The following is a 20,241-nucleotide window of genomic DNA, read 5'->3' as shown; positions in this document are numbered from 1 at the left end:
AAACAGAATCCCCCCTTTGAAAGGGGTACTTTCATTTTTAGAACCTAGCAATGGCGAAAATGACACTCATCCCTCTGTGAAAGGGAGGTTGGGAGGAATTTTTTATTCAGGCATATTTAACCAATGAGGTCCCAGCGGAACTTGAGGAAGTTCAAACTGTGCTGGATAGTCTGCATGGATAAAATACAGCCCATCGGGCGGTGCGGTGACACCAGCTGCTTTTCGGTCTTCAGCCGCAAAAATGTCGTCAATATGGTCAACGTCATACATACCTTGCCCAATTTCCAATAAACAGCCCATGATGTTACGCACCATGTGATGTAAAAAACCATCGGCCTGAATATCTAGGACCAAGTAACATCCGTGTTGGATCAAGCGACAATGGCTGACATGACGAACTGGCTGATTGGACTGACAGGCTGCGGCACGGAAGCTTTCGAAATTATGAGTGCCTTCAAATTTGGCCGCGGCACGTTGCATTTTCAGCACATCTAGCTTGGCATAAACATGGGTCACTTGCTTATGTAATAAAGCTGGACGTTGTGGATTGTTATAGACCACATAGCGATAACGACGTGCTTGCGCTTTAAAGCGGGCATGGAAGTCCTGATCCATTTCCTTAATCCATTGGATGGAGATATCACGGGGTAATTGGCTATTGCTGCCCATTAACCATCCGCGAATGGGGCGAATCGCCTGAGTATCGAAATGTGCCACCATATTGGTTGCATGGACGCCGGCATCTGTTCGGCCAGCGCCATGCAACATGATCGGCTCATTGGCTACTTTACTGAGGACGGTTTCAATGGTTTCTTGCACGCTTGGTACGCCCGGTTGCTGAGTTTGCCAGCCCTTGTATTGCATGCCACAAAACTCAATCCCAATCGCAAAACGTTGCATAGTTACCTCAAATGACTTAATCGTTCCAATGCGCAGTCCAGTCTGCGGCACTGCCGTATTGTAAATACATTTTCAAACATTTGGCATAAAGATCTGCATGACCCAAACAATTGCTTAGTAATATTCCACTGTCTTTGACCCAGTCATTCACAGCATAGCGTTGATCTATACCGCCATGAACAACCTGTGTACTTAAAATAATTTTGCAATTTTTTTGTTGTATAGCCTTTAATACATTGAGTAACTCAGCATCAACGGCAATATTGCCTGTGCCAAAACCTTGCAGAATCAAAACGTCTGGCGTGTGTGTAAGCAGAGTCGTTAAATTTTGACTGTGTAGCTTGGTTGCAATCGGTTGCCACATCCAATTCAGGCAATTGAAATGAGCCGCTTTGTCTAAATCATTGGCCTGAACAATATAAGGCGATGTCAGCATTGAAAGTGGCTGTGTGGCTGGCAGCCCATCAAAGGCTTTTAGATCGGTTGTATGCACTTTCAGTGCGGATTGAGCATGCATCAATTGATGGTGAAAGGCCAAATAAACCCCAACACTCAATTGATGTACCGATTCCAATGCAAAATTTAAATTGTCGATGGCATCAGTAAATTCACGGGTATTGTCACCAGCCACATTAAACAGCGGATATTGGCTGCCTGTAAGCACGATATGAGCAGACTGTCCTATAAAGTGTGCAAGCACTGCACTGGCATAGCTAAGCGTGTCTGTACCATGAATAATTACGAAATGCTGAAATTGTTGTAATTGTAAGCTTTGAATTTGTTGAATCAGCGCCAGCCAGTCGGGCGCAGTACAAGCACTACTGTCACGAATGACAGGTGCAACAAAACATTCAATGTTTAGGTGTAGTGGCAGCACATGCTGTAATTTAGGTAAAAACGCATTCGCTGGCATGGGGCTTAACGGTTCACCGATACAACCGAAGGTACCACCCATATAAATAAGAGCAATTTTTTTCATCATAAAAAAAGCAGCCTTGAAAGACTGCTTTAGTTTAAATCGCTTTTGCTTAAGATGCGATTTGATTCAGTAACTGATCTGCTTGTTGACGTTGAGCTGAAGAAAACTCAGCTTCTTTTTCAGTCAAAATTTCACGTGCAGCGTCATAAGCACCTAGTTTGATGTATTGCGCTGCCAATTCAAGATTCAATTCAATTTCATTGACTTCAACCAGTTCAGGGAAAGATTGAACCAATGGATCGTTTTGGTCTGTAGCAGATGGGGTTGACGGTGTACCTAAACCGCTAATGTCAAAACTCACACCACTTGATGCAGGTACGGCAGGTTTCTCTTTAGGCGTAGACTCTAAGTTAAACTCTGTTGCAGGAGCGACAACGGCTTCTTCTGTTTTTGCTGTTTCAAAAGCACCTAAGTCAAAGTTTAAGGTTGGAGCTTCAACTTTGTTTTCTTCTACAACTGGTGTTTCTGTTGTAAATGAAAAATCTAAAGGCTCGATTTTTTCTTCTACAGTTTCTGTTTTAGTTTCAGCCGCAGCTTCAGTGCTTGGGGCAAAGTCCATTGCAAAATCAATTGGTTTGATTTCTTCAACGGCAGGAGATGGCTGAGCAATCTCTTCGGTTTTCAGTGTTGCTTCAAGTGCAGGTTCTGGTGAAATTGAAAGCGTGTCAAATTCAAGCGGCTGTATTTTTTCAGCAGGCGCACTTTCAACTGGGGTAGAAATGTCTGCTTTTGCAGGCGTTTCAGTGGTGAAATTAAAATCTAGTGGTTTAATTTCGGCTGCTTTGGGCTCAACAGGTGCAGCAGTTGAACTTTGCATTAAAGCATCAAAATCAGAGGTATTTTGGGCTTTTGAGGGAGCCTCTTCAGTGATCGGTGATACAAAGTTAATGGCATCATCTTTCACATTTTGAGAATTTTCAAACTCTACTTTTTTTGCTTCAGCTTGTTCTAAAATTTCATCAAGTTCAAGTGAACGAATATGGCTCAGCAATTGGCTGATGGCAAATTCGTCTTTTTGTAAAATGTGAATATCTAATAGATATAGATACAACTCATGTTGTGAGTTGTCACGTTTTAATGATTGATTAATTTGCGCTTCAGCAGAAAAGAAATTACGTTCCGTAATTAATTTTTCAATTTTACCACGAGCATCGGTCGTTAACGGCGTCATTGATTTTTTTTCAATGACACTGCTTTCAACCACTTGAGTTTTCTTCGGAGTCGCTTTGGCTGAAACACCCGATTTCTTGGTTTTAGTGGATGTTGGTTTGGCTTTATCTGATTCTTGACCTTTTTGGCGTTTGTTTAAAAAAACCAATACGATCACTAAGATCACTAATGGAATCACATAAATCAGCATGTTTTAACCCCTTGGAGATAGAGCGATATACAGTTGCACTCATCCCTATAAAATCTTGATTGGTAACGTTTTAGTTTATTGGCTTCTTTTATCTGCTTGTTGAGCTTTCAACTGTTGTTGCAGTTGAGCAAGACGAGCATTTAATAATTGAATTCTGTGATCCTTTTGATTTAGCGCCAATTCTAATTGAGTTACGTTTCTCTGTAATTTAACGGTTTTTTCACGAGATGTCATAACTTTTAATGACAACTCTTTCGAAGTTTTATTCTTTTCTGCCGCACTGTTGGCAGAAGATTGTGCCGAATCTTGCGCTTTCTCTGCAACCAGACTCATTTCAGCTTGATTCAAGCGGTATTTGGTTTTACCTGACTGCTTCGAAGGTACTTTGGCAAGTTCTGCAGCAGAGACTTTGACAGGCTGTTTTGCTTGCTGCATACCATGCAGATTTAAGGCAGCACCACGGCGCAGACGGTTTACATCGCCTTGAATGAATGCATGTTCGTTGCTGTTTTTAATTTGTTGCATGACTTCAGAAACAGGGCGGTTTTGTTCTGTCGCAATACGTGAGGCAATTCCCCAAAGGCTTTCATTCGAGCGAACCACATATTTTGCCACTGGTGTTGCTGTCGATGCAGCTGCAGTACTTGTTGGTTTTGGTGTAGATGCTGTTTGAGTTGTCGTTGTTGGATTTTCACGTTTTTGTGCTGCCTGCTCCGCAGCAAATTTTTGTGCCAATGGGTCTTGAGATCTTGCAGTTGATGCTGTTGCAGTTTGTGTGGCTTGCATTTCTGAACTGACAGAGCCGGTCGAATTGGTTTTTGTAACTTGCGAAATTGATGTTTCAGAACCTGATGAAGTACTTGCGCTATTTTGCTCCGCAGGTGCAACGCTATAATTTTGCACATGCGTGACAGGTTCAATCGCAACAGGCGTTGACGTTGCTAATTGTGCTAACTTCGGCGGTGTTTTGGTGCTGAGTAGTAAGGGTTGTTCTACAGCTACGGGTGCTTTTGCGGTGTAGAGGGTGCTGACAGGTAAATTTAAGGCAATTTCTTTTTCATTTACAATCACGACAGGTGTTAAAGCACGCTCATTGGCACGGGTTTGAGTCGCATTTGACGGCGCTGGATTGCGTTTTAATGGGGTACGAATTTGTTGCAGACGTGAAGCATTACCTTCTTTAATATTAACAATAAAATTAAGTTCTGCATCGGTTACTGGACGCGAAGAGGTAATGGTAATCACCCCGTTGCCTGCACCATCACGACGCGTAAAGAAGTTTAAATGTCCCGGCGGTTGATGCCCTGTACCCATACTCAATAAATCCTCTGCCGTGGCCAAACTTGCATTGAGCGGCACAGATGTGTTTGAGTGGCGAAAATGAATCTCAGCGTACAGCAATTCCCCGGGTGCTGACTGGACTTGTACAGGATCAATGCTGATCGCTTGAATGTTTTGAGATGCAATAACGGCTAAAATGGCGATCTTTAATTTGTTATATACGGTCATCTTAATCTTTAGCTCGAATATATGTCGCATGGCGAAAATTATAGATTAGCGAGTTGTCGAAGAATTGTAAAATATTTACACGACAGTTACATAAAAAAGCCGATCAATTGTGATCGGCTTCTTGTTCAGAGACTTAAAAATGCTTAAGCAGTTTTATAATCAATGAGAATTCTTAGCATACGACGTAAAGGTTCAGCAGCACCCCAAAGCAATTGGTCACCCACAGTGAATGCACCTAGGTATTCTTTACCCATGTTGAGCTTACGTAGACGACCAACTGGAACAGACAAGGTGCCAGTTACAGCAACAGGAGTCAGATCAGTCATTGAAGCTTCACGCGTATTCGGAACCACTTTAGACCAATCGTTGGCACTTGCGATGATATCTTCGATTTCATCCAGTGGAACATCTTTACGAAGTTTTAAAGTCAATGCTTGTGAGTGACAACGCATTGCACCAATACGGACACAGTGGCCATCGATTGGAACGATTTGCTGGTTGCCTAAGATCTTGTTGGTTTCAACTTGACCTTTCCATTCTTCTTTCGACTGACCGCTTTCAAGCTGTTTGTCGATATAAGGAATGAGAGAACCCGCTAAAGGCACACCGAAGTTTGCAGATGGGAAACCTTCGCCACGTTGTAATTGTGCAATTTTAGAATCGATATCTAAAATTGGTGAACGTGGGTCATCTAGTAAATCTTTGGTATTGTTGTACAAGTAGCCCATACCTGAAATCAGTTCACGCATGTTTTGCGCGCCTGCACCAGAAGCTGCTTGATAAGTCATTGAGGTTGCCCATTCCACTAAATTATTTTGGAATAGACCGCCTAAACCCATCAGCATAAGTGAAACGGTACAGTTACCGCCCACGAATGTTTTTGTGCCTTTCACTAAGCCGTCTTTGATTACGTTCATGTTTACTGGGTCAAGTACGATGATCGCTTCATCATCCATACGTAAAGTCGATGCAGCATCGATCCAGTAACCATTCCAGTTTTCAGCTTTCAGCTTAGGGAAAACTTCAGTTGTATAATCGCCACCTTGGCAGGTGATAATGACATCCATTTGCTTCAGACTATCAATGTCCGTTGCATCCATAAGTGCTGGGGCAGTCTTACCACCAAAAGCAGGGGCTTCACCACCTGCATTACTGGTAGAGAAATAAAACGGTTCGAAATGAGCGAAATCGTTTTCTTCAACCATACGTTGCATAAGGACGGAACCAACCATCCCGCGCCAACCGACCAGACCTACTTTCATGTCACTTTGCCTCGGTGCGTTAAAAAATAAAAGGGGGTTCGAGTGTACCAAAAGGGCGCATAACTGCAAGCGCTACATAATGAAAACACCAATAATATTGTGCAATATATCTTGTTTATGTTACATGCAAAACTGATATAAATTTATGAATCAATAAAAAATAAAGAATATAAGGGAGGCGTGATGATTTGGTTTGAAATACTGGCGGGCTTCGTCATTTGGTTGACATTTTGGTCACTGATCCCACGAGATGAATGGTGGTTTCGTGGTGCAGATTTTCCGCGCCTGCAAATTTTAGCTTTGGGCATATTCGCCTTCATGGGCCTAATTTTATGGAATGCTGAATGGGACTTGGCGCGTGAAATCATTTTAATTGGGTTGATTGCTGCCTTGGCATATCAATTAAAAATGGTTTTGCCTTATACCTTTCTTTGGAAAAAACAAGTCAAAAAAGTTCGATCAGACCAGTTAGACAAACAGAAACAAATTTCAATCATTGTCTCAAATGTACTTACGCCGAATACTCAATATCACTTATTATTGGCACAAATACAAAAGCATCAACCTGACTTAGTACTCACGCTAGAAACAGATCAAACTTGGCAAAATGAATTGGCAGTGATTGAAGCTGATTATCCTTATCGCGTACCCGTACCTTTGGATAATTTGTATGGCATGCATTTGTATAGCAAGTTAGAACTTAGTGAAACTGAAGTCAAATTTATTCTCAGTGATGAAATTCCTTCGATCCATACCCGAGTCACCTTAGCATCAGGAAATCAGGTTCAACTGTATTGTTTACATCCCAAACCGCCAAGTCCAACAGAAGCCAAAGATTCAACTTTACGCGATGCAGAATTGCTGATTGTGGGCGATCAGATTAAAGATTTAGATGAAAGTTGCATCGTTATGGGGGACCTGAATGATGTGGCATGGTCACGTACTACACGACTCTTTCAACGAATCAGTGGGCTTTTAGACCCGCGTGTTGGACGTCATTTCGTAAATACCTTTCATGCCAATTATCCACTGCTGCGTTGGTCGCTCGACCATATTTTTCATAGTACAGATTTTGCATTGGTACATATGGAACGCTTGCCCAATATCGGTTCAGACCATTTTCCAGTCTATGTGGTGCTGCAAACAGGCAGGGTATTTGAGCAAATCCAAGAAGAATTAGAGCAAACAGATGAAGATGAACAAGAAGCGCAAGAGGCAATTCAGGAGGGTATAGAAAAAGCTGAGAAAGAGGAGAAGATTGTGACTGATGAAATCGCCCATGATTATAAGGATGGTACGAAGGCACCTTGATTTTGTTTGATTTAAGAGAAAAGTGTAAGAAATAGCTTACACAGCTTTCGGCTTCTGACGAATGGTCAGGTCAAGTGTATTGACTTATTCTTTGTTCATCGGCACATGGAACTGGGAACGGAACATCCCACTAAGGAAGACGAAGCCGATGGAAGCATCACGGAACGGATGCAGGAAAGGAAAGCCAATAAAAAATAAAAAGAATACTTGTGAAAGCACAACCTCATAGACCCGAGTTTTGCAGGATGCAGAACTCGGGTTTTGCTTTTATGATATAGATATTTTTGCTTTTCTTTTGATCAATTTCTTTATACAGTGTGCCAAGAAAAAAGCGATGAATTTCCAATAAAAATATAGGTATGAGGCGTTCTATGCTGTCCGAATGGTACCAGAAAATATTGCAGATTACACACTTATCTACGGATGCACTTTCCATTTACCTTGGCTTAATCCTGTTCTTTTTTGTGGCCTTTTGCCATCACCGCCAATTGAAATCACATTATGCGATTTGGACCGTTGTGGTCGTCGCAGTGGGGTTGGAATTGTTTAATGCACGCCATGATATTTTAGATAGAGGTTATTGGCGTATAGGGCAAAGTTTGCAACATATTTTGAATGTCTTGTTACTGCCGCTAATCCTCTGGTTAATGGCTCGATACCGTGTGTGGAAGGGCTAAGTGGAAGCGCGAAATTGAAGGGCTAAATAGTAGGGTTGAATCACCATTGAGTCATTCATAATAAAAAAGGATATTGTGCATTTCACAATATCCTTTCTAGATGCAGATCTAGTTGCTGAATTAAAAATATTTCCAGAGCGTTATCCTGCACAGCAAAGATCTATGGCGTGTAGTCAATCAAGCTGAATGCTGAGAGACCACCTGCGTATACAACTCCAAAGTCTGGTCACACATCTCTTTTAAACTAAACATACTGATAGGCTGCACGTGTTGTGGTTGGTCTAAATGCAACTTTAAAGTGTCGAGTAATTGTGTTTCATCATCGACAGTGACTAAACCTTGCGAATAGACATTCGATAAAATTTCAGCTACGCCACCACGGTTCCAACCAATCACAGGTGTACCGACAGACAGTGCTTCGAGTACAGTCCGTCCAAAGGTTTCCGCTTGGCTCGACAAAGATAAAACCAAATCGCTAAAAGCTAACCATTCACGGATATCTGAACGGTGACCGACAAAAGTAATCCGATCACTCAGTCCTTTCGCCGCAATGCTGTCTTGCATTTCTTGTAAATAAGCTGCTTTTTTCGGATCAGCACCCCCGACCACCACCGCATGTACGTCGGGATACTGTGTTTGTAGCTGTTCCATTAAATGGATCAGGGTTTCATGACCTTTCAAACGGGTGATACGGCCTGGTAAGCATATCAGACGCTTATTTTCTAGTTCAGGGAAATCTTTTAGGGTTTGATTGAGCCACTGTGCTGAGGGTTGATAACCATGCGGAAAAGCAGCGGGGTCAATGCCACGATAAATACGCACAATGTCCTTGGTAGGACAGTTTTTGTAGTTGTCCGTGATGTATTTGACAACACTATCCGAGACCGCAATGACTTTTTCAGCCTGCGTCATGATTTGACTGTAGCGATTTATCGAATAAAAGCCATGTACAGTTGAAATCAGGTGAGGTCGTTTGTTTGCAGGAATCTCTTTGAGGGCAAAATGCGTGAGCCACGCGGGGACACGTGAGCGCACATGCACGATATCTGGTTGATGTTGCTCAATCAGTTTACGTAGAGGACGAATTTGCCATAAGCTTGATAAGGCTTTTTTATGGATTGCGAGTGTGAGATGAGTTGAGCCTTCGGCTTCCAATTGAGTCACCATACGGCCACCATTTGAAACCACTAAGGACTCATGACCGGCGGTCACTAAAGCACGAGCTATTTCTAAGGTTCCTCGCTCGACACCACCACTGTTCAATTCAGGTAAAAGCTGCATTACTTTCATAGCATTTCTCTTTTTTATGTGCTGAGTTGAACTCAATAGATTTTGTCATAGCCTTGTGGGCGGGTTTTAAAGCGGCGATGGAACCACATGTATTGTGTCGGTGCGATTCGTAGCTGATTTTCAATAATTTTATTGGTTCGAACAGCATCCGAAACTTCATCTTCACTCGGAAAATTGTCTAAAGCAGGTTCAATCAGCACATGATATTGAGGGTTGCTGATGTCGCCGTCGCGATAAAAATACAACGGGATCGCCTCGGCTTTAGCAATTTTTAATAAGCGACGATGCGCAGTAACAGTGGCTGCGGGAGTACCAAAAAACGGAGCCATGACCCCTTGTTTTAAACCAAAGTCTTGATCGGGACTGTACCAAATGGCATGGCCATTTTTCAGATTGCGAATTAAGCCACGCATATCATCATGGTCGATTTGGTTGGCATAGATGGTGGCACGGCAACGCACAATCAACATATCCAACAGCGGATTATTTTGCGGACGATAAACCACATCCGGCTCAAAGAACTGTGCGCATAAATAGCCACCAGCATCGAGCAGGGTAGAATGTGTGCCGAGGAGTAAAATACCTTTGCCTTCAGCTTGTGCATTTTGAATATGTTCTAAGCCTTCAATTTGCACCCGATTTTTGAACCACTGCGGGCTGTACCATGCATTTAAGGTTTCAAAAATACCAATCATTTGGTCGATAAAAACCTGTCTTGCATTGGCTTCAACCTGTTCTGCCGTCCATTCAGGAAAGCAAACTTCCAAGTTGCGAATCGTGGTTTTACGACGTGATTTGAGATTATTAAATGCAACAGAACCGAGGAATTGCCCAAGGCGATACTGAATTGCCCATGGAAGAATCGCCAAAATCATAAGAAATACAATCCCTATCCAAATTCCCCAATACTGAGGAAGTAAGAAAGACCATTGGAATTTTCCGGGTTGATATGTTGGCTTTTGACTCATAGGGCTAAATCAAAGATTAAAAAATAGGGTTCAGTTTAGCATGAAGCTGAATTGAAAGAGAAAGTTCAAACTCATGCTGCGCTAGACTTAACCTTTGACTAAACCGCCATCGACAATCAAATTCTGCCCGGTGACTGCACGTGAGTAAGGGGACAAGAACATCATGATGGCCGCAGCAAATTCTTCAGGCGTGGTCACTGTGCGTAAAGGTGTTGATGCCGCAATTAAATCAAACACGGCATCGGGTGTGGCTTTACTGGCATCGGTGCTTTGTAATAAGCCGCCTGAAAGCATATTGACGTTAATCCCAAACTCACCTAGCTCATGCGCCGCTGTGCGAGTGAAGGCCAAAAGTGCCGCTTTTGCTGCAGTGTAGTCGTGGTAAGGCACGACGGGGTTTTGTACTAGGTTGGTACCAATATTGACAATGCGACCAAAACCCTGTGCTTTCATATTGGGAAGCGCCGCTTGCGTGGTGTTGAGTGCAGCGACGACTGCGCCATCAAACTGTTGCTGTAAGTGCTGTGCAGTCAGTTCTTCCATTTTAGGACGGGCATCGCCATTAAATTGAAAATGGATGAGGGCATTATTTACGACAGAGGTGATCGTGGTACCAAAATGTGCTTCTGCTGCGGCAAAAAGCTGTTCTACTTGAGCTTTATCTGTGACATCTGCTTGATAGGCAAACACTTGCTGAGGAAATGCGGTCGCCAACTGTTCTGCCGCAGTTTGACTGGATAGATAGTTCACGACCACGCGTGCGCCTTCAGCAATTAAAGTTTGGCTAATCGCCAAACCGAGGCCACGTGCGCCTCCTGTAACCAAGACAATTTGATCTGAAATTTGCATGCTCGTGACTCAATCTTATATTGAACGTCACCATAGCAAGCATTTCACATTTGCGGAATCGTCTTTACAGACGCTGTATGCTCCAATTTGAAACAGCGTCATTTAGGTTAGCCATCCAGTCGAGTCATATGACATAAAAAAGCCGTATCGAAATACGGCTTTTTCTGTGTGGAATATTTGTAGATTTAGCCTTTAGCGAGCGTTTCTAGCTCATCTAAACGTTCCATTTTTTCTAGCATTTCGTCATCAATTTCAGCTAGACGCTGTGATGCTTTGGTCGCAGCTTCGGCGTCAGTCATGAACCAAGAACCGTCAGCTAATTTTTCAGACAATTCAGCTTGCTCTTGTTCCAATGCTTCAATTTCAGTCGGCAGTTGTTCTAGGGCACGTTGGTCTTTATAGCTGAGCTTGACTTTTTTAGGCACGGCAGCGGCAGCCGCTGCTTCGGCTTTAGCCATGGCTTTTTTCACGTCGCTTTTTTGATCCACGACAGTTTGGTCAGGACGCTGTTCCAAATAGTCTTGGTAACCTCCGATGTATTCATCGATTTGACCTTTACCATCAAATACCCAAGTCGAAGTCACCACGTTGTCCATAAAGGCACGGTCATGCGAAATCAGTAACAGTGTGCCTTTGTAAGCGCTGAGCATTTCTTCCAACAGTTCAAGCGTCACCATATCCAAGTCGTTGGTCGGTTCGTCCATCACGATAAGGTTCGATGGTTTTAGTAGCAGTTTAGCCAACAGAATACGGTTACGCTCCCCCCCAGACAGTGCTTTAACTGGTGTACGTGCGCGTTCTGGAGAGAATAAAAAGTCTTGTAAATAACTGTAGATGTGACGACGGCTACCGTTTACATCGACATGGTCTGAGCCTTCAGAGACGTTATCTTTCACTGATTTTTCAAGATCAAGTGCATTTCGAAGCTGATCAAAGTAAGCAACTTCAAGCTGTGTACCTGTTTTTACTGTACCTGTATGTTCTTGCTCACCCAAAATAGCTTTGATAAGGGTGGTTTTACCCACACCGTTGTCACCGACTAAGCCGATACGGTCACCACGTAATACCAGTGCCGAGAAATCTTTGATGATTGGCGCGCTGTTGCCAAATTGCACAGCTAAGTTTTCAATTTCAAAGACCACTTTACCTGAGCGCTGCGCATCTTGCGTTGCCATGCTCACTTTACCTTGTTGGGAACGGCGCGCTTTAGACTCTTCACGCAAGGCTTTTAAGGCACGAACACGACCTTCGTTACGGGTACGACGCGCTTTAATGCCCTGACGAATCCACACTTCTTCTTCAGCAAGTTTTTTATCGAATAGCGCATTTTGCTTTTCTTCCGCTTCCATTTGCTGAGCTTTGAGTTCGAGGTAACGTGAATAGTTACCTTCATAGCTACGCAAAATGCCGCGGTCAAGTTCCACAATACGAGTCGCAATATTGTCGACAAATGAACGGTCATGCGAAATAAACAACAGGGTTAAATTGTTTTGATCGAGTAAGAATTTTTCGAGCCATTCAATACTTTCAACGTCCAAATGGTTAGTCGGTTCGTCGAGTAGCAATACATCGGGCTGCGTTAAGAGAGCACGTGCTAATAAAACACGACGCTTACGACCACCAGACAAATCTGCAAGGTCAGCTTCTGGGTCTAGGCCCATTTTACTGAGGATGGCATTCACCTTGGTTTCAAGTGACCAGCCATCCATTTGATCCATCTGATGTTGTAAGTTACCCATGCGCTCACAGGCGTCCATATCGCCGAGTACGCAGGCTTCGCTGGCTTCATGATAAGCACGCAGTACAGTAGCGGCTTCGCCTGCACCATCGGCAACAATATCAGCGACTTTGCCCGAATCCATGGGTACATCTTGAGCAAGCATTGAAATCGTAATGCCATTTTGCAATGAAACTTCACCGCCGTCTGGCAATAAAGTTCCCTCAATCAGTTTAAGTAAAGTAGACTTACCTTCACCATTACGACCGATTAAACACACTCGTTCGCCACGCTCTAAACTGAAGTTCGCGCCGTCGAGTAGGGAAGGTCCGCCAAACGCAAGCTGGACGTCCCTTAAGGTAATATAGGCCATAATGTTTCCTGAAATCTTATATGAGGAGTGTAAATTGACTACACAACAAAATCTTGATGAACAGGCGTCATTTTCCGCACCCATTGAAGATTTGCAAGTCCGAATTGCATTTTTAGATGATTTAGTTGATCAATTGAATGATCAAGTTGCGCGTCAAAACGCCGAAATCGCTGATTTAAAGAAACAAATGCAGATGTTGTATCGTCGTATTGAATCGGCAGATTTATCTGAAGGTATTGCGGCATTTGACCCAATGACCAACCGCCCACCGCATTATTAATGTCACTATTGAATGACAGGCAGATGACGAATCAGCGCCAAAGCTGTGGATTGGTGTAAATTTATTTGACCTTTTGCAGCGTGACAGGTCTAATGCACCGCATCTGCTGATCGAAACCCATTATTTCATCTCATGAGTCAAAAAGTTGTCCTGCTAGATTTGGAAAATAACCCGCCCACAGCAAATCTATTGCGCAATATCATTGAACATTACAGTACTTTGTATGTGTTTAGCTGCAGCGGAAAATTTGAATATGCACTTGAAGATTTGACTGAAATTGCAGGGTGGATCGCGAGTGGTCAATTGGTGGTTTTGGATATTCCAGAAACACCGCAAAAAGAATTTGAATATGCGGTGATTGTGGGGCAACTGATGGCCTTGATGGATCCAGATGCGCATATTGAAGTCATTTCAGCAATGCCTGATATTGAATTACTGATGGAACAATTGGATGGCTCTGGACTCAGTGCACATCTCATTCAAATTCAGTCAGAACAAGAAGTTTCACATAAAGTGAAGTATAAAATTCCTGACCTAGAAACCATTCGGAATAAACCTGATTTATTACTGATTAAACACTATTGTGATGGTCTGGAAAAACTCAGTGGCAAACCCAACAGTTTGGATAAACTGAAAAACTCATTGATGAATATTTTGCAAGTCTCTAGCGAAAAAGCTCAGCATTTGGTCGGTATGTTGATCAATCTAAAAATCGTCAAACGCTTTGATGAGCAAATTTCGATTCGAAAAAAAGTACTCAAACAATGGGTGCAGCTAGATTTAAATACGACTGCTGAAACAGCATTGCCGATAAAAACAGACCTGAATGCATTTACTGCTTCACTCGAAGAACAAACCTCAAATACTGATGATACGGCATCGATGATTCAGGCTGCACAGCAAGGCTTATTTAAAAATTTCAATAAGATTGATCCTGTGCAAATGGAAGTGATCCGAAAATTGCATGAATTAAAGTCAGATAAACCAAAAGATATCTACGCCTTACGTGATTTATTGGAGCAAATGTTCCCACAATCTGATGTTCGACTATTACTTAAAGAGTTGATCGAAAAAGGATATATCTATTGGAATGGTCACGAAGTGCTGTATAGCCACGAGATGTTCCTGAATTAATTTTATCGAGTGAACTTGCGTTTTATATTGCGCTTATGCAACTCTAATAAAGGAATATAAAGGTTGTGCTATGGAAAATACTGGAATCTGGGTTACTGTTTTTATTGTGGTCTTTGTACTTGGGTCGATTTTTGGACTTCGAGTAAATCCTAGAGAAAAAGCCTTAGGCATTATGCGCGAGAAGGCGCGTAAGATGGGGCTGCACCCACGTTTAGTGGCTGCACCTGCTTGGACCAAGATTCCAATGGCTTCTGAAAAACGTGCCAGTATGGTGGCGTATTACAGTGTGCTGATTCCAGATGCGCGTTTGCCTTTAATGCGTGCTTTAGTGGTCGATGACAAACTTGAACTGGTACATGGTGATGACAAGTTCAAGGATTTAGCCATTACATTAAAGGGCATTTATGCTATTGATATGCAGGCAAACTGTGTAGGACTCTATTGGAACGAAGAATCTGACTTAAGAGCCACACAGCTTGAAGATATGAAAGCATTTTTACATTCATTGGCTGAACTTTAAATTTTAAAAAACCTATTAAACAGGAATGATGGTTAACTATGGCGAACGCTCCTCGGTCCACATCTAAAAGTACCACAGCAAAATCTGCCGATGCTGGGAAAAAGCGTGCGTTAGTGATTGTGGAATCGCCTGCAAAAGCGAAAACAATCAATAAATATTTGGGCTCTGATTACATCGTAAAATCATCGGTGGGTCATGTCCGTGATTTACCTACAGGCGGCTCGAGTAAAACAGCAGAGAAAAAGCCAGTAACTCGTGCAAAATTAACTGAAGCTGAAAAAGCCAAAAAAGCACAAAAAGCTTTGGTTAATCGTATGGGTGTAGACCCTGAAAATGACTGGAAGGCACAGTACGAAGTCCTACCGGGCAAAGAACATGTTGTTGCGGAACTGAAAAAGCTTGCATCGCAAGTTGACGAGGTCTATCTCGCAACGGATATGGATAGGGAAGGAGAAGCGATTGCTTGGCATTTAAAAGAAGTCATTGGCGGTGATGACTCACGTTATCAACGCGTGGTGTTCAACGAAATTACCAAAAATGCCATCCAAGAAGCGTTTAAACATCCTTCTCGCCTCGATACAGATAAAGTCAATGCTCAGCAAGCCCGTCGTTTCCTCGACCGTATTGTGGGCTTTATGATCTCGCCACTCTTATGGGAAAAAATCGCCCGTGGTCTATCGGCAGGTCGTGTGCAATCTGTGGCTGTTAAACTTGTGGTTGAGCGTGAACGTGAAATTCGTGCCTTCATTCCAGAAGAATTTTGGCAAGTTTTTGCAGATACCAAGTCGAAGAAAGACGATATCCGCTTAGAAGCGGTGAAGCAAAATGGCAAGACTTTAAAACTGCACAATAAAGCTGAAACGGATGCTTTATTGAACCTGATTAAAGATGCCGACTACACAGTTTCAGCACGTGAAGACAAACCAACCAAGGTTAATCCAAGTGCGCCATACATCACGTCTACATTGCAACAAGCAGCAAGTACACGTTTAGGTTTTTCTGTGAAGAAAACCATGATGTTGGCACAGCGGTTATATGAAGCCGGCTTTATTACTTATATGCGTACAGACTCAACATTCTTGAGTGATGACGCTGTAAATATGGTTCGTGGTCATATTGAAACTGAGTTTGGACAAAAATATTTACCGGTTAAACCAAATCGCTATGGCAATAAAGCTGGTGCGCAAGAAGCCCATGAAGCGATTCGTCCATCAAATGTTGCGCTAAAAGGCGATAGTTTGGTGGGTGTAGAGCGTGATGCGCAGCGTCTTTATGACCTGATCTGGCGTCAGTTCGTTGCATGTCAAATGACCCCTGCAGAATATTTATCATCAACGATTTTAGTCAATGCCAATGGTGTTGAACTCAAAGCCAAAGGCCGTACATTGGTCTTTGATGGTTTCACTAAAGTGCGTGGCCAAAACAAATCGGATGATGATGTACTGCTACCTGCTGTAAAAGTTGGGGAAGTACTCAAGCTTGAAAAATTAGATCCATCTCAACACTTTACTAAACCACCTGCGCGCTTCACTGAAGCATCATTGGTCAAAGAGCTTGAGAAAAAAGGGATTGGTCGTCCATCGACGTATGCTGCGATTATCTCAACCATTCAAGACCGTGGTTATGTGAAGCTCGATAACCGTCGGTTGTTCGCCGAGAAAATGGGTGAAATCGTGACAGACCGTCTCGATGAAAACTTTAATAACTTGATGAACTATGCATTTACGGCAGACCTTGAAGGCCAGCTGGATAAAGTCGCCGATGGTGATCGTAACTGGAAAGAGTTACTCAATAGCTTCTACGGTGATTTTAAAACACGCTTAACCACAGCTCAGGGTGAAAATGGCATGCGCCGTAATTTACCTGTAGAAGTGGATGCGGTGCACTGTAAAGAATGTGATCGTCCGATGCAGATTCGTACAGGGACTACAGGAGTGTTCTTGGGTTGTTCAGGTTATAACTTACCGCCTAAAGAGCGTTGTAAGGGAACTTTAAACCTGACACCTGTAGAATCATTGGCTGCACTGTCTGACGATGACTCGGCTGAAACAGCAGATTTAATGTCGAAAAAACGCTGTCCAATCTGTGAAACAGCCATGGACAGCTATGTGATTGATGGCGGTCGTAAGTTGCATATCTGTGGTAATAACCCAGACTGTGCTGGTTTTGAGCTTGAAGAAGGTGAGTTCAAAATCAAAGGGTATGATGGCCCAACCATTCCGTGCGACAAATGTGATGGCGAAATGCAATTGAAGACAGGCCGTTTCGGTCCATACTTTGCATGTAATAGCTGTGATAATACACGTAAAGTGTTGAAGAGCGGTCAGCCGGCACCTCCACGTGTAGATCCAATAAAAATGGAACACTTACGCTCAACCAAACATGATGACTTCTTTGTCCTTCGTGATGGCGCAGCAGGTTTATTCTTAGCTGCAAGTAAGTTCCCGAAAGTTCGTGAAACTCGTGCACCGAAAGTGGCTGAACTACGTTCTGTCGCAGATCAGTTGGATGCAAAGTATCAGTTCATCTTGCAAGCACCGGATGTCGATCCTGAAGGAAATCCTACATTGGTGAAATTCAGCCGTAAGAACCAAGCGCAATATATTGGTTCTGAAAATGCTGAAGGCAAGCAAACCAAATGGTCTTTGGTGTACCAAGACGGTAAGTGGGTTGAGGCTTAAGTTTTAAAACCAATAAAGTGCTGACTTCAGTCGGCATTTTTTATGTCAGAATTAATCAAAATTTAAATGATAAAAATGATTGGGGGGAATAGTGGAAATTCAAACGAAAAAGTTTGCTGTACTCATAGATGCGGATAACTCATCGATCAATGCTATTCCATATGTGTTGGAAGAAGTTGCAAAATATGGAATCGCAAGTGTTAAACGAGTTTATGGAGATTGGAGCAGCGAAACCTTAAAAAATTGGCGTGAAGTCTTACTTCCACATGCCATCACACCTGTTCAGCAGTTTGCTTACACAAAGGGCAAAGATGCAACGGATATGATTTTGATCATTGATGCGATGGATTTGCTGTATGCAGGTGCATTGGATGGCTTTTGTATTGTTTCAAGCGACAGTGATTTTACCCCTTTAGCATCTAGAATTCGTGAAAATGGGCTAAGTGTTTACGGTTTTGGAAAAAAGTCGACGCCAGAGGCATTTAAAAAAGCATGTGATAAATTTATTTATGTTGAAAACTTACTGCAAGATAATGAGCTAAAAAATACTGAAGAAGATCTTATTAATTCACCAATTAAAGAAGTCATTGAAAATACAAAAGTAAGTGAACCAAAGCCATCTGTGCAGATTAAAGAGAATACAATCACTGAAATCATTGATAAACCCACTTTAAATTTGATTTATAAAGCTGTGAAAGATAATGCGGATGAAAATGGATGGGCCAATTTAAGTATGGTTGGGCAATATATCAGCGCAGTCAAACCTGACTTTGATTCTAGAAACTACGGTCGAGCAAAATTATCTGGACTAATTAAAACGCTAAATTTATTTGAAACAAAAATAGAAATGAGTCAAATGTATTTAAGAAAGATAAAAAAGCAGAGTACGATTTAAAATGTGGAAAAAAATTCGGGTACTGTGTTTATTGTTGATTTTATTGGTTGTCGCAGTCAATGCCTATAAAGACAAAAATCAAGACTGGAGTAAACCGATCTTTGTATTGTTACATCCAATTAATGCAGATGGTCGAGAGAGCACACAAGCTTATATACAGCAGCTTTCTGTCAATGATTTAAACGATGTTCAACAATATTTACAAACGACGGCACAGAAATACCGAGGACAACCGACTTATGTGTATTTTAAGTTAGGTCGTGAGCTGAAAGTTTTACCTCCCAAAGTACCCAATGATGCTGGCATGTTGGACGTTATCTTATGGAGTTTGAAATTCCGCTACTATGCTTGGCAGCAGCATGAAAATGTAGATGGTGTTTCGAGTGTGACGCTATTTTTAAATTATTACGATCCGACTCAAACCAAAGAACTTAAACATTCCACAGCTTTGGAAAATGGTCGAATTGGATCGGTGAATTTATTTGCATCGAATAAACAGACTGCGCAGAATAAAATCGTTTTAGCCCATGAGTTATTACACGCTTTTGGTGCAACGGATAAGTATGATTTGGCCACAGGTCAGCCAATCTTCCCTGTCGGTTATGCAGAGCCCCAGCGGCAGCCTTTGTTTCCACAAAGCAAAGCTGAATTAATGGCAGGGCATATTCCTACCTCACAGACGCAAAGTAAAATGCCTGAAGATTTAGCTGATACTGTGGTGAATGACGTCACAGCGATTGAAGTGGGATGGAACAAATAATGTGGATAAAGCGTATTTTATCCACAGTTTCAATTGGCAGTGTGGATAAGATTTGGACTTTTCTTTCATTTTTCTTCATCATGAAGTTGCATAATCCATTGAATAACGAATAACTTGAGAAAAAACATGAGAACAGTAGGCAACGATTTAATTCGCAGTCAGCTCCATGAAAACCGTAAGTGGTATCTCGGTTTAGGTGCTTTATTGGTGGTCTTCGGATTGGTCCTTTTGGCAGCTTTGCCATTTGCGACACTTACGGTGATTTATATTTTTGGTGTGCTGATGATGTTAGGTGGCGTAATCCATTTCATTGCAGCATTTAAAATTTTTGAAGGCGGTTACCGCTGGTTCTGGGCACTATTTGGTGTGCTGTATTTGGTCGCAGGCTATTATGCCTTTACAACGCCTGTTAAAACGGCCATTGTCCTAACTAATTTATTGGCGATCATCTTGATTATTGCAGGGGTCATTCGTATCTTTAATGCTGTGCTATTTCGAGCATTTCAAGGTTGGGGATGGACGCTATTTTCAGGTCTATTGACCTTGATTACGGGGGGGATCATTTTGATGTCGCCTGATGCGCCATTTTGGGTATTAGGATTATTCTTGGCGGTTGATATTTTATTCCAAGGGGTCAACTACCTTACTTTGGCTTCTTATATTCGACGTGAAGTGCCGAAAAGCTCAGCAGAGCAGTAAACCTCTTGCGGATCTGATAAATAAAAAAAGAGTGCTGAGGCACTCTTTTTTTATTCACTTTTAATGTGTACAACCCG

General features: G+C 42.4%; 18 protein-coding genes. 9 read left to right on the top strand and 9 right to left on the bottom strand.

Translation table 11 applies throughout. The annotated features are described in order from the left end of the window. Positions 1-102: 102 nt before the first annotated feature. The 5 genes from truA to asd all read right to left on the bottom strand — a co-directional run bounded on the left by truA (position 103) and on the right by asd (position 6,010). Positions 103-900: a tRNA pseudouridine(38-40) synthase TruA gene (gene truA, locus MST17_RS13980; RefSeq protein WP_078189716.1), complete on the bottom strand. Its 798-nt coding sequence runs from the start codon at positions 898-900 to the stop codon at positions 103-105. 16 nt (positions 901-916) lie between these two features. Further along, the gene (locus tag MST17_RS13975; protein ID WP_180007259.1) at positions 917-1,879 is read right to left on the bottom strand and encodes an asparaginase domain-containing protein; all 963 of its coding nucleotides are present in this window, start codon (positions 1,877-1,879) and stop codon (positions 917-919) included. 49 nt (positions 1,880-1,928) lie between these two features. After that, the gene (locus tag MST17_RS13970; RefSeq protein ID WP_180026616.1) at positions 1,929-3,239 is read right to left on the bottom strand and encodes a fimbrial protein FimV; all 1,311 of its coding nucleotides are present in this window, start codon (positions 3,237-3,239) and stop codon (positions 1,929-1,931) included. Positions 3,240-3,314: 75 nt separating this feature from the next. After that, a complete protein-coding gene (locus MST17_RS13965; protein WP_180007153.1) occupies positions 3,315-4,748 on the bottom strand; it encodes a hypothetical protein in 1,434 nt (477 codons plus the stop codon). A gap of 143 nt (positions 4,749-4,891) precedes the next feature. Further along, on the bottom strand, positions 4,892-6,010 hold the full coding sequence (gene asd / locus MST17_RS13960) for an aspartate-semialdehyde dehydrogenase (RefSeq protein ID WP_111884081.1): 1,119 nt from the start codon (positions 6,008-6,010) through the stop codon (positions 4,892-4,894). A gap of 183 nt (positions 6,011-6,193) precedes the next feature. Here asd and MST17_RS13955 point away from each other — a divergent pair, with 183 nt between their 5' ends. Together MST17_RS13955 and MST17_RS13950 are read left to right on the top strand one after the other, a co-directional pair. After that, entirely contained in the window at positions 6,194-7,321 is a 1,128-nt protein-coding gene (locus MST17_RS13955) for an endonuclease/exonuclease/phosphatase family protein (protein WP_180026615.1), read from the top strand. 371 nt (positions 7,322-7,692) lie between these two features. Continuing rightward, complete coding sequence (locus MST17_RS13950) at positions 7,693-7,998, top strand: hypothetical protein (RefSeq protein ID WP_257223129.1); 306 nt, start codon at positions 7,693-7,695, stop codon at positions 7,996-7,998. A gap of 177 nt (positions 7,999-8,175) precedes the next feature. Here MST17_RS13950 and MST17_RS13945 read toward each other — a convergent pair whose 3' ends face one another. From MST17_RS13945 to MST17_RS13930, 4 genes are all read right to left on the bottom strand, one after another. After that, positions 8,176-9,288: a glycosyltransferase family 4 protein gene (locus MST17_RS13945; protein ID WP_180026614.1), complete on the bottom strand. Its 1,113-nt coding sequence runs from the start codon at positions 9,286-9,288 to the stop codon at positions 8,176-8,178. Between the two features lie 32 nt (positions 9,289-9,320). Then, a complete protein-coding gene (lpxL, locus tag MST17_RS13940) occupies positions 9,321-10,256 on the bottom strand; it encodes an LpxL/LpxP family Kdo(2)-lipid IV(A) lauroyl/palmitoleoyl acyltransferase (protein ID WP_180026613.1) in 936 nt (311 codons plus the stop codon). Positions 10,257-10,343: 87 nt separating this feature from the next. After that, positions 10,344-11,105, bottom strand: a complete 762-nt coding sequence (locus MST17_RS13935) for a 3-oxoacyl-ACP reductase (protein ID WP_180026612.1) — start codon at positions 11,103-11,105, stop codon at positions 10,344-10,346. Between the two features lie 185 nt (positions 11,106-11,290). Next, a complete protein-coding gene (locus tag MST17_RS13930; protein WP_180026611.1) occupies positions 11,291-13,195 on the bottom strand; it encodes an ATP-binding cassette domain-containing protein in 1,905 nt (634 codons plus the stop codon). 34 nt (positions 13,196-13,229) lie between these two features. Between MST17_RS13930 and MST17_RS13925 the strand changes: the two genes are divergently transcribed. The 7 genes from MST17_RS13925 (at position 13,230) to MST17_RS13895 (ending at position 20,164) form a co-directional block, all read left to right on the top strand. Continuing rightward, positions 13,230-13,475, top strand: a complete 246-nt coding sequence (locus tag MST17_RS13925; RefSeq protein ID WP_078189840.1) for a SlyX family protein — start codon at positions 13,230-13,232, stop codon at positions 13,473-13,475. Positions 13,476-13,607: 132 nt separating this feature from the next. Next, the gene (locus tag MST17_RS13920) at positions 13,608-14,609 is read left to right on the top strand and encodes a hypothetical protein (protein WP_180024467.1); all 1,002 of its coding nucleotides are present in this window, start codon (positions 13,608-13,610) and stop codon (positions 14,607-14,609) included. Between the two features lie 70 nt (positions 14,610-14,679). Continuing rightward, positions 14,680-15,129: an ammonium transporter gene (locus tag MST17_RS13915; protein WP_180005286.1), complete on the top strand. Its 450-nt coding sequence runs from the start codon at positions 14,680-14,682 to the stop codon at positions 15,127-15,129. A gap of 38 nt (positions 15,130-15,167) precedes the next feature. Further along, complete coding sequence (topA, locus tag MST17_RS13910) at positions 15,168-17,810, top strand: type I DNA topoisomerase (RefSeq protein ID WP_180026610.1); 2,643 nt, start codon at positions 15,168-15,170, stop codon at positions 17,808-17,810. A 91-nt stretch (positions 17,811-17,901) separates the two neighbouring features. After that, entirely contained in the window at positions 17,902-18,705 is an 804-nt protein-coding gene (locus MST17_RS13905; RefSeq protein WP_180026609.1) for an NYN domain-containing protein, read from the top strand. A 1-nt stretch (position 18,706) separates the two neighbouring features. Then, a complete protein-coding gene (locus MST17_RS13900) occupies positions 18,707-19,465 on the top strand; it encodes a hypothetical protein (protein WP_180010184.1) in 759 nt (252 codons plus the stop codon). A 126-nt stretch (positions 19,466-19,591) separates the two neighbouring features. After that, the gene (locus tag MST17_RS13895; RefSeq protein ID WP_180026608.1) at positions 19,592-20,164 is read left to right on the top strand and encodes an HdeD family acid-resistance protein; all 573 of its coding nucleotides are present in this window, start codon (positions 19,592-19,594) and stop codon (positions 20,162-20,164) included. The last annotated feature ends 77 nt before the right edge of the window (positions 20,165-20,241 follow it).

Source organism: Acinetobacter sp. YH16056_T (assembly GCF_024605895.1).
GTDB classification, from domain to species: domain Bacteria; phylum Pseudomonadota; class Gammaproteobacteria; order Pseudomonadales; family Moraxellaceae; genus Acinetobacter; species Acinetobacter amyesii.
This window is presented reverse-complemented; position numbering and strand designations above follow the sequence as displayed.

Coding starts and splice junctions, on each gene's coding strand:
- MST17_RS13915 (WP_180005286.1), top strand. CDS start 14,680: ATGGAAAATACTGGAATCTGGGTTACTGTTTTTATTGTGGTCTTTGTA.
- MST17_RS13975 (WP_180007259.1), bottom strand. CDS start 1,879: ATGAAAAAAATTGCTCTTATTTATATGGGTGGTACCTTCGGTTGTATC.
- truA (WP_078189716.1), bottom strand. CDS start 900: ATGCAACGTTTTGCGATTGGGATTGAGTTTTGTGGCATGCAATACAAG.
- asd (WP_111884081.1), bottom strand. CDS start 6,010: ATGAAAGTAGGTCTGGTCGGTTGGCGCGGGATGGTTGGTTCCGTCCTT.
- MST17_RS13950 (WP_257223129.1), top strand. CDS start 7,693: ATGCTGTCCGAATGGTACCAGAAAATATTGCAGATTACACACTTATCT.
- MST17_RS13935 (WP_180026612.1), bottom strand. CDS start 11,105: ATGCAAATTTCAGATCAAATTGTCTTGGTTACAGGAGGCGCACGTGGC.
- MST17_RS13945 (WP_180026614.1), bottom strand. CDS start 9,288: ATGAAAGTAATGCAGCTTTTACCTGAATTGAACAGTGGTGGTGTCGAG.
- MST17_RS13970 (WP_180026616.1), bottom strand. CDS start 3,239: ATGCTGATTTATGTGATTCCATTAGTGATCTTAGTGATCGTATTGGTT.
- MST17_RS13955 (WP_180026615.1), top strand. CDS start 6,194: ATGATTTGGTTTGAAATACTGGCGGGCTTCGTCATTTGGTTGACATTT.
- MST17_RS13965 (WP_180007153.1), bottom strand. CDS start 4,748: ATGACCGTATATAACAAATTAAAGATCGCCATTTTAGCCGTTATTGCA.
- topA (WP_180026610.1), top strand. CDS start 15,168: ATGGCGAACGCTCCTCGGTCCACATCTAAAAGTACCACAGCAAAATCT.
- MST17_RS13930 (WP_180026611.1), bottom strand. CDS start 13,195: ATGGCCTATATTACCTTAAGGGACGTCCAGCTTGCGTTTGGCGGACCT.
- MST17_RS13895 (WP_180026608.1), top strand. CDS start 19,592: ATGAGAACAGTAGGCAACGATTTAATTCGCAGTCAGCTCCATGAAAAC.
- MST17_RS13920 (WP_180024467.1), top strand. CDS start 13,608: ATGAGTCAAAAAGTTGTCCTGCTAGATTTGGAAAATAACCCGCCCACA.
- MST17_RS13900 (WP_180010184.1), top strand. CDS start 18,707: ATGTGGAAAAAAATTCGGGTACTGTGTTTATTGTTGATTTTATTGGTT.
- lpxL (WP_180026613.1), bottom strand. CDS start 10,256: ATGAGTCAAAAGCCAACATATCAACCCGGAAAATTCCAATGGTCTTTC.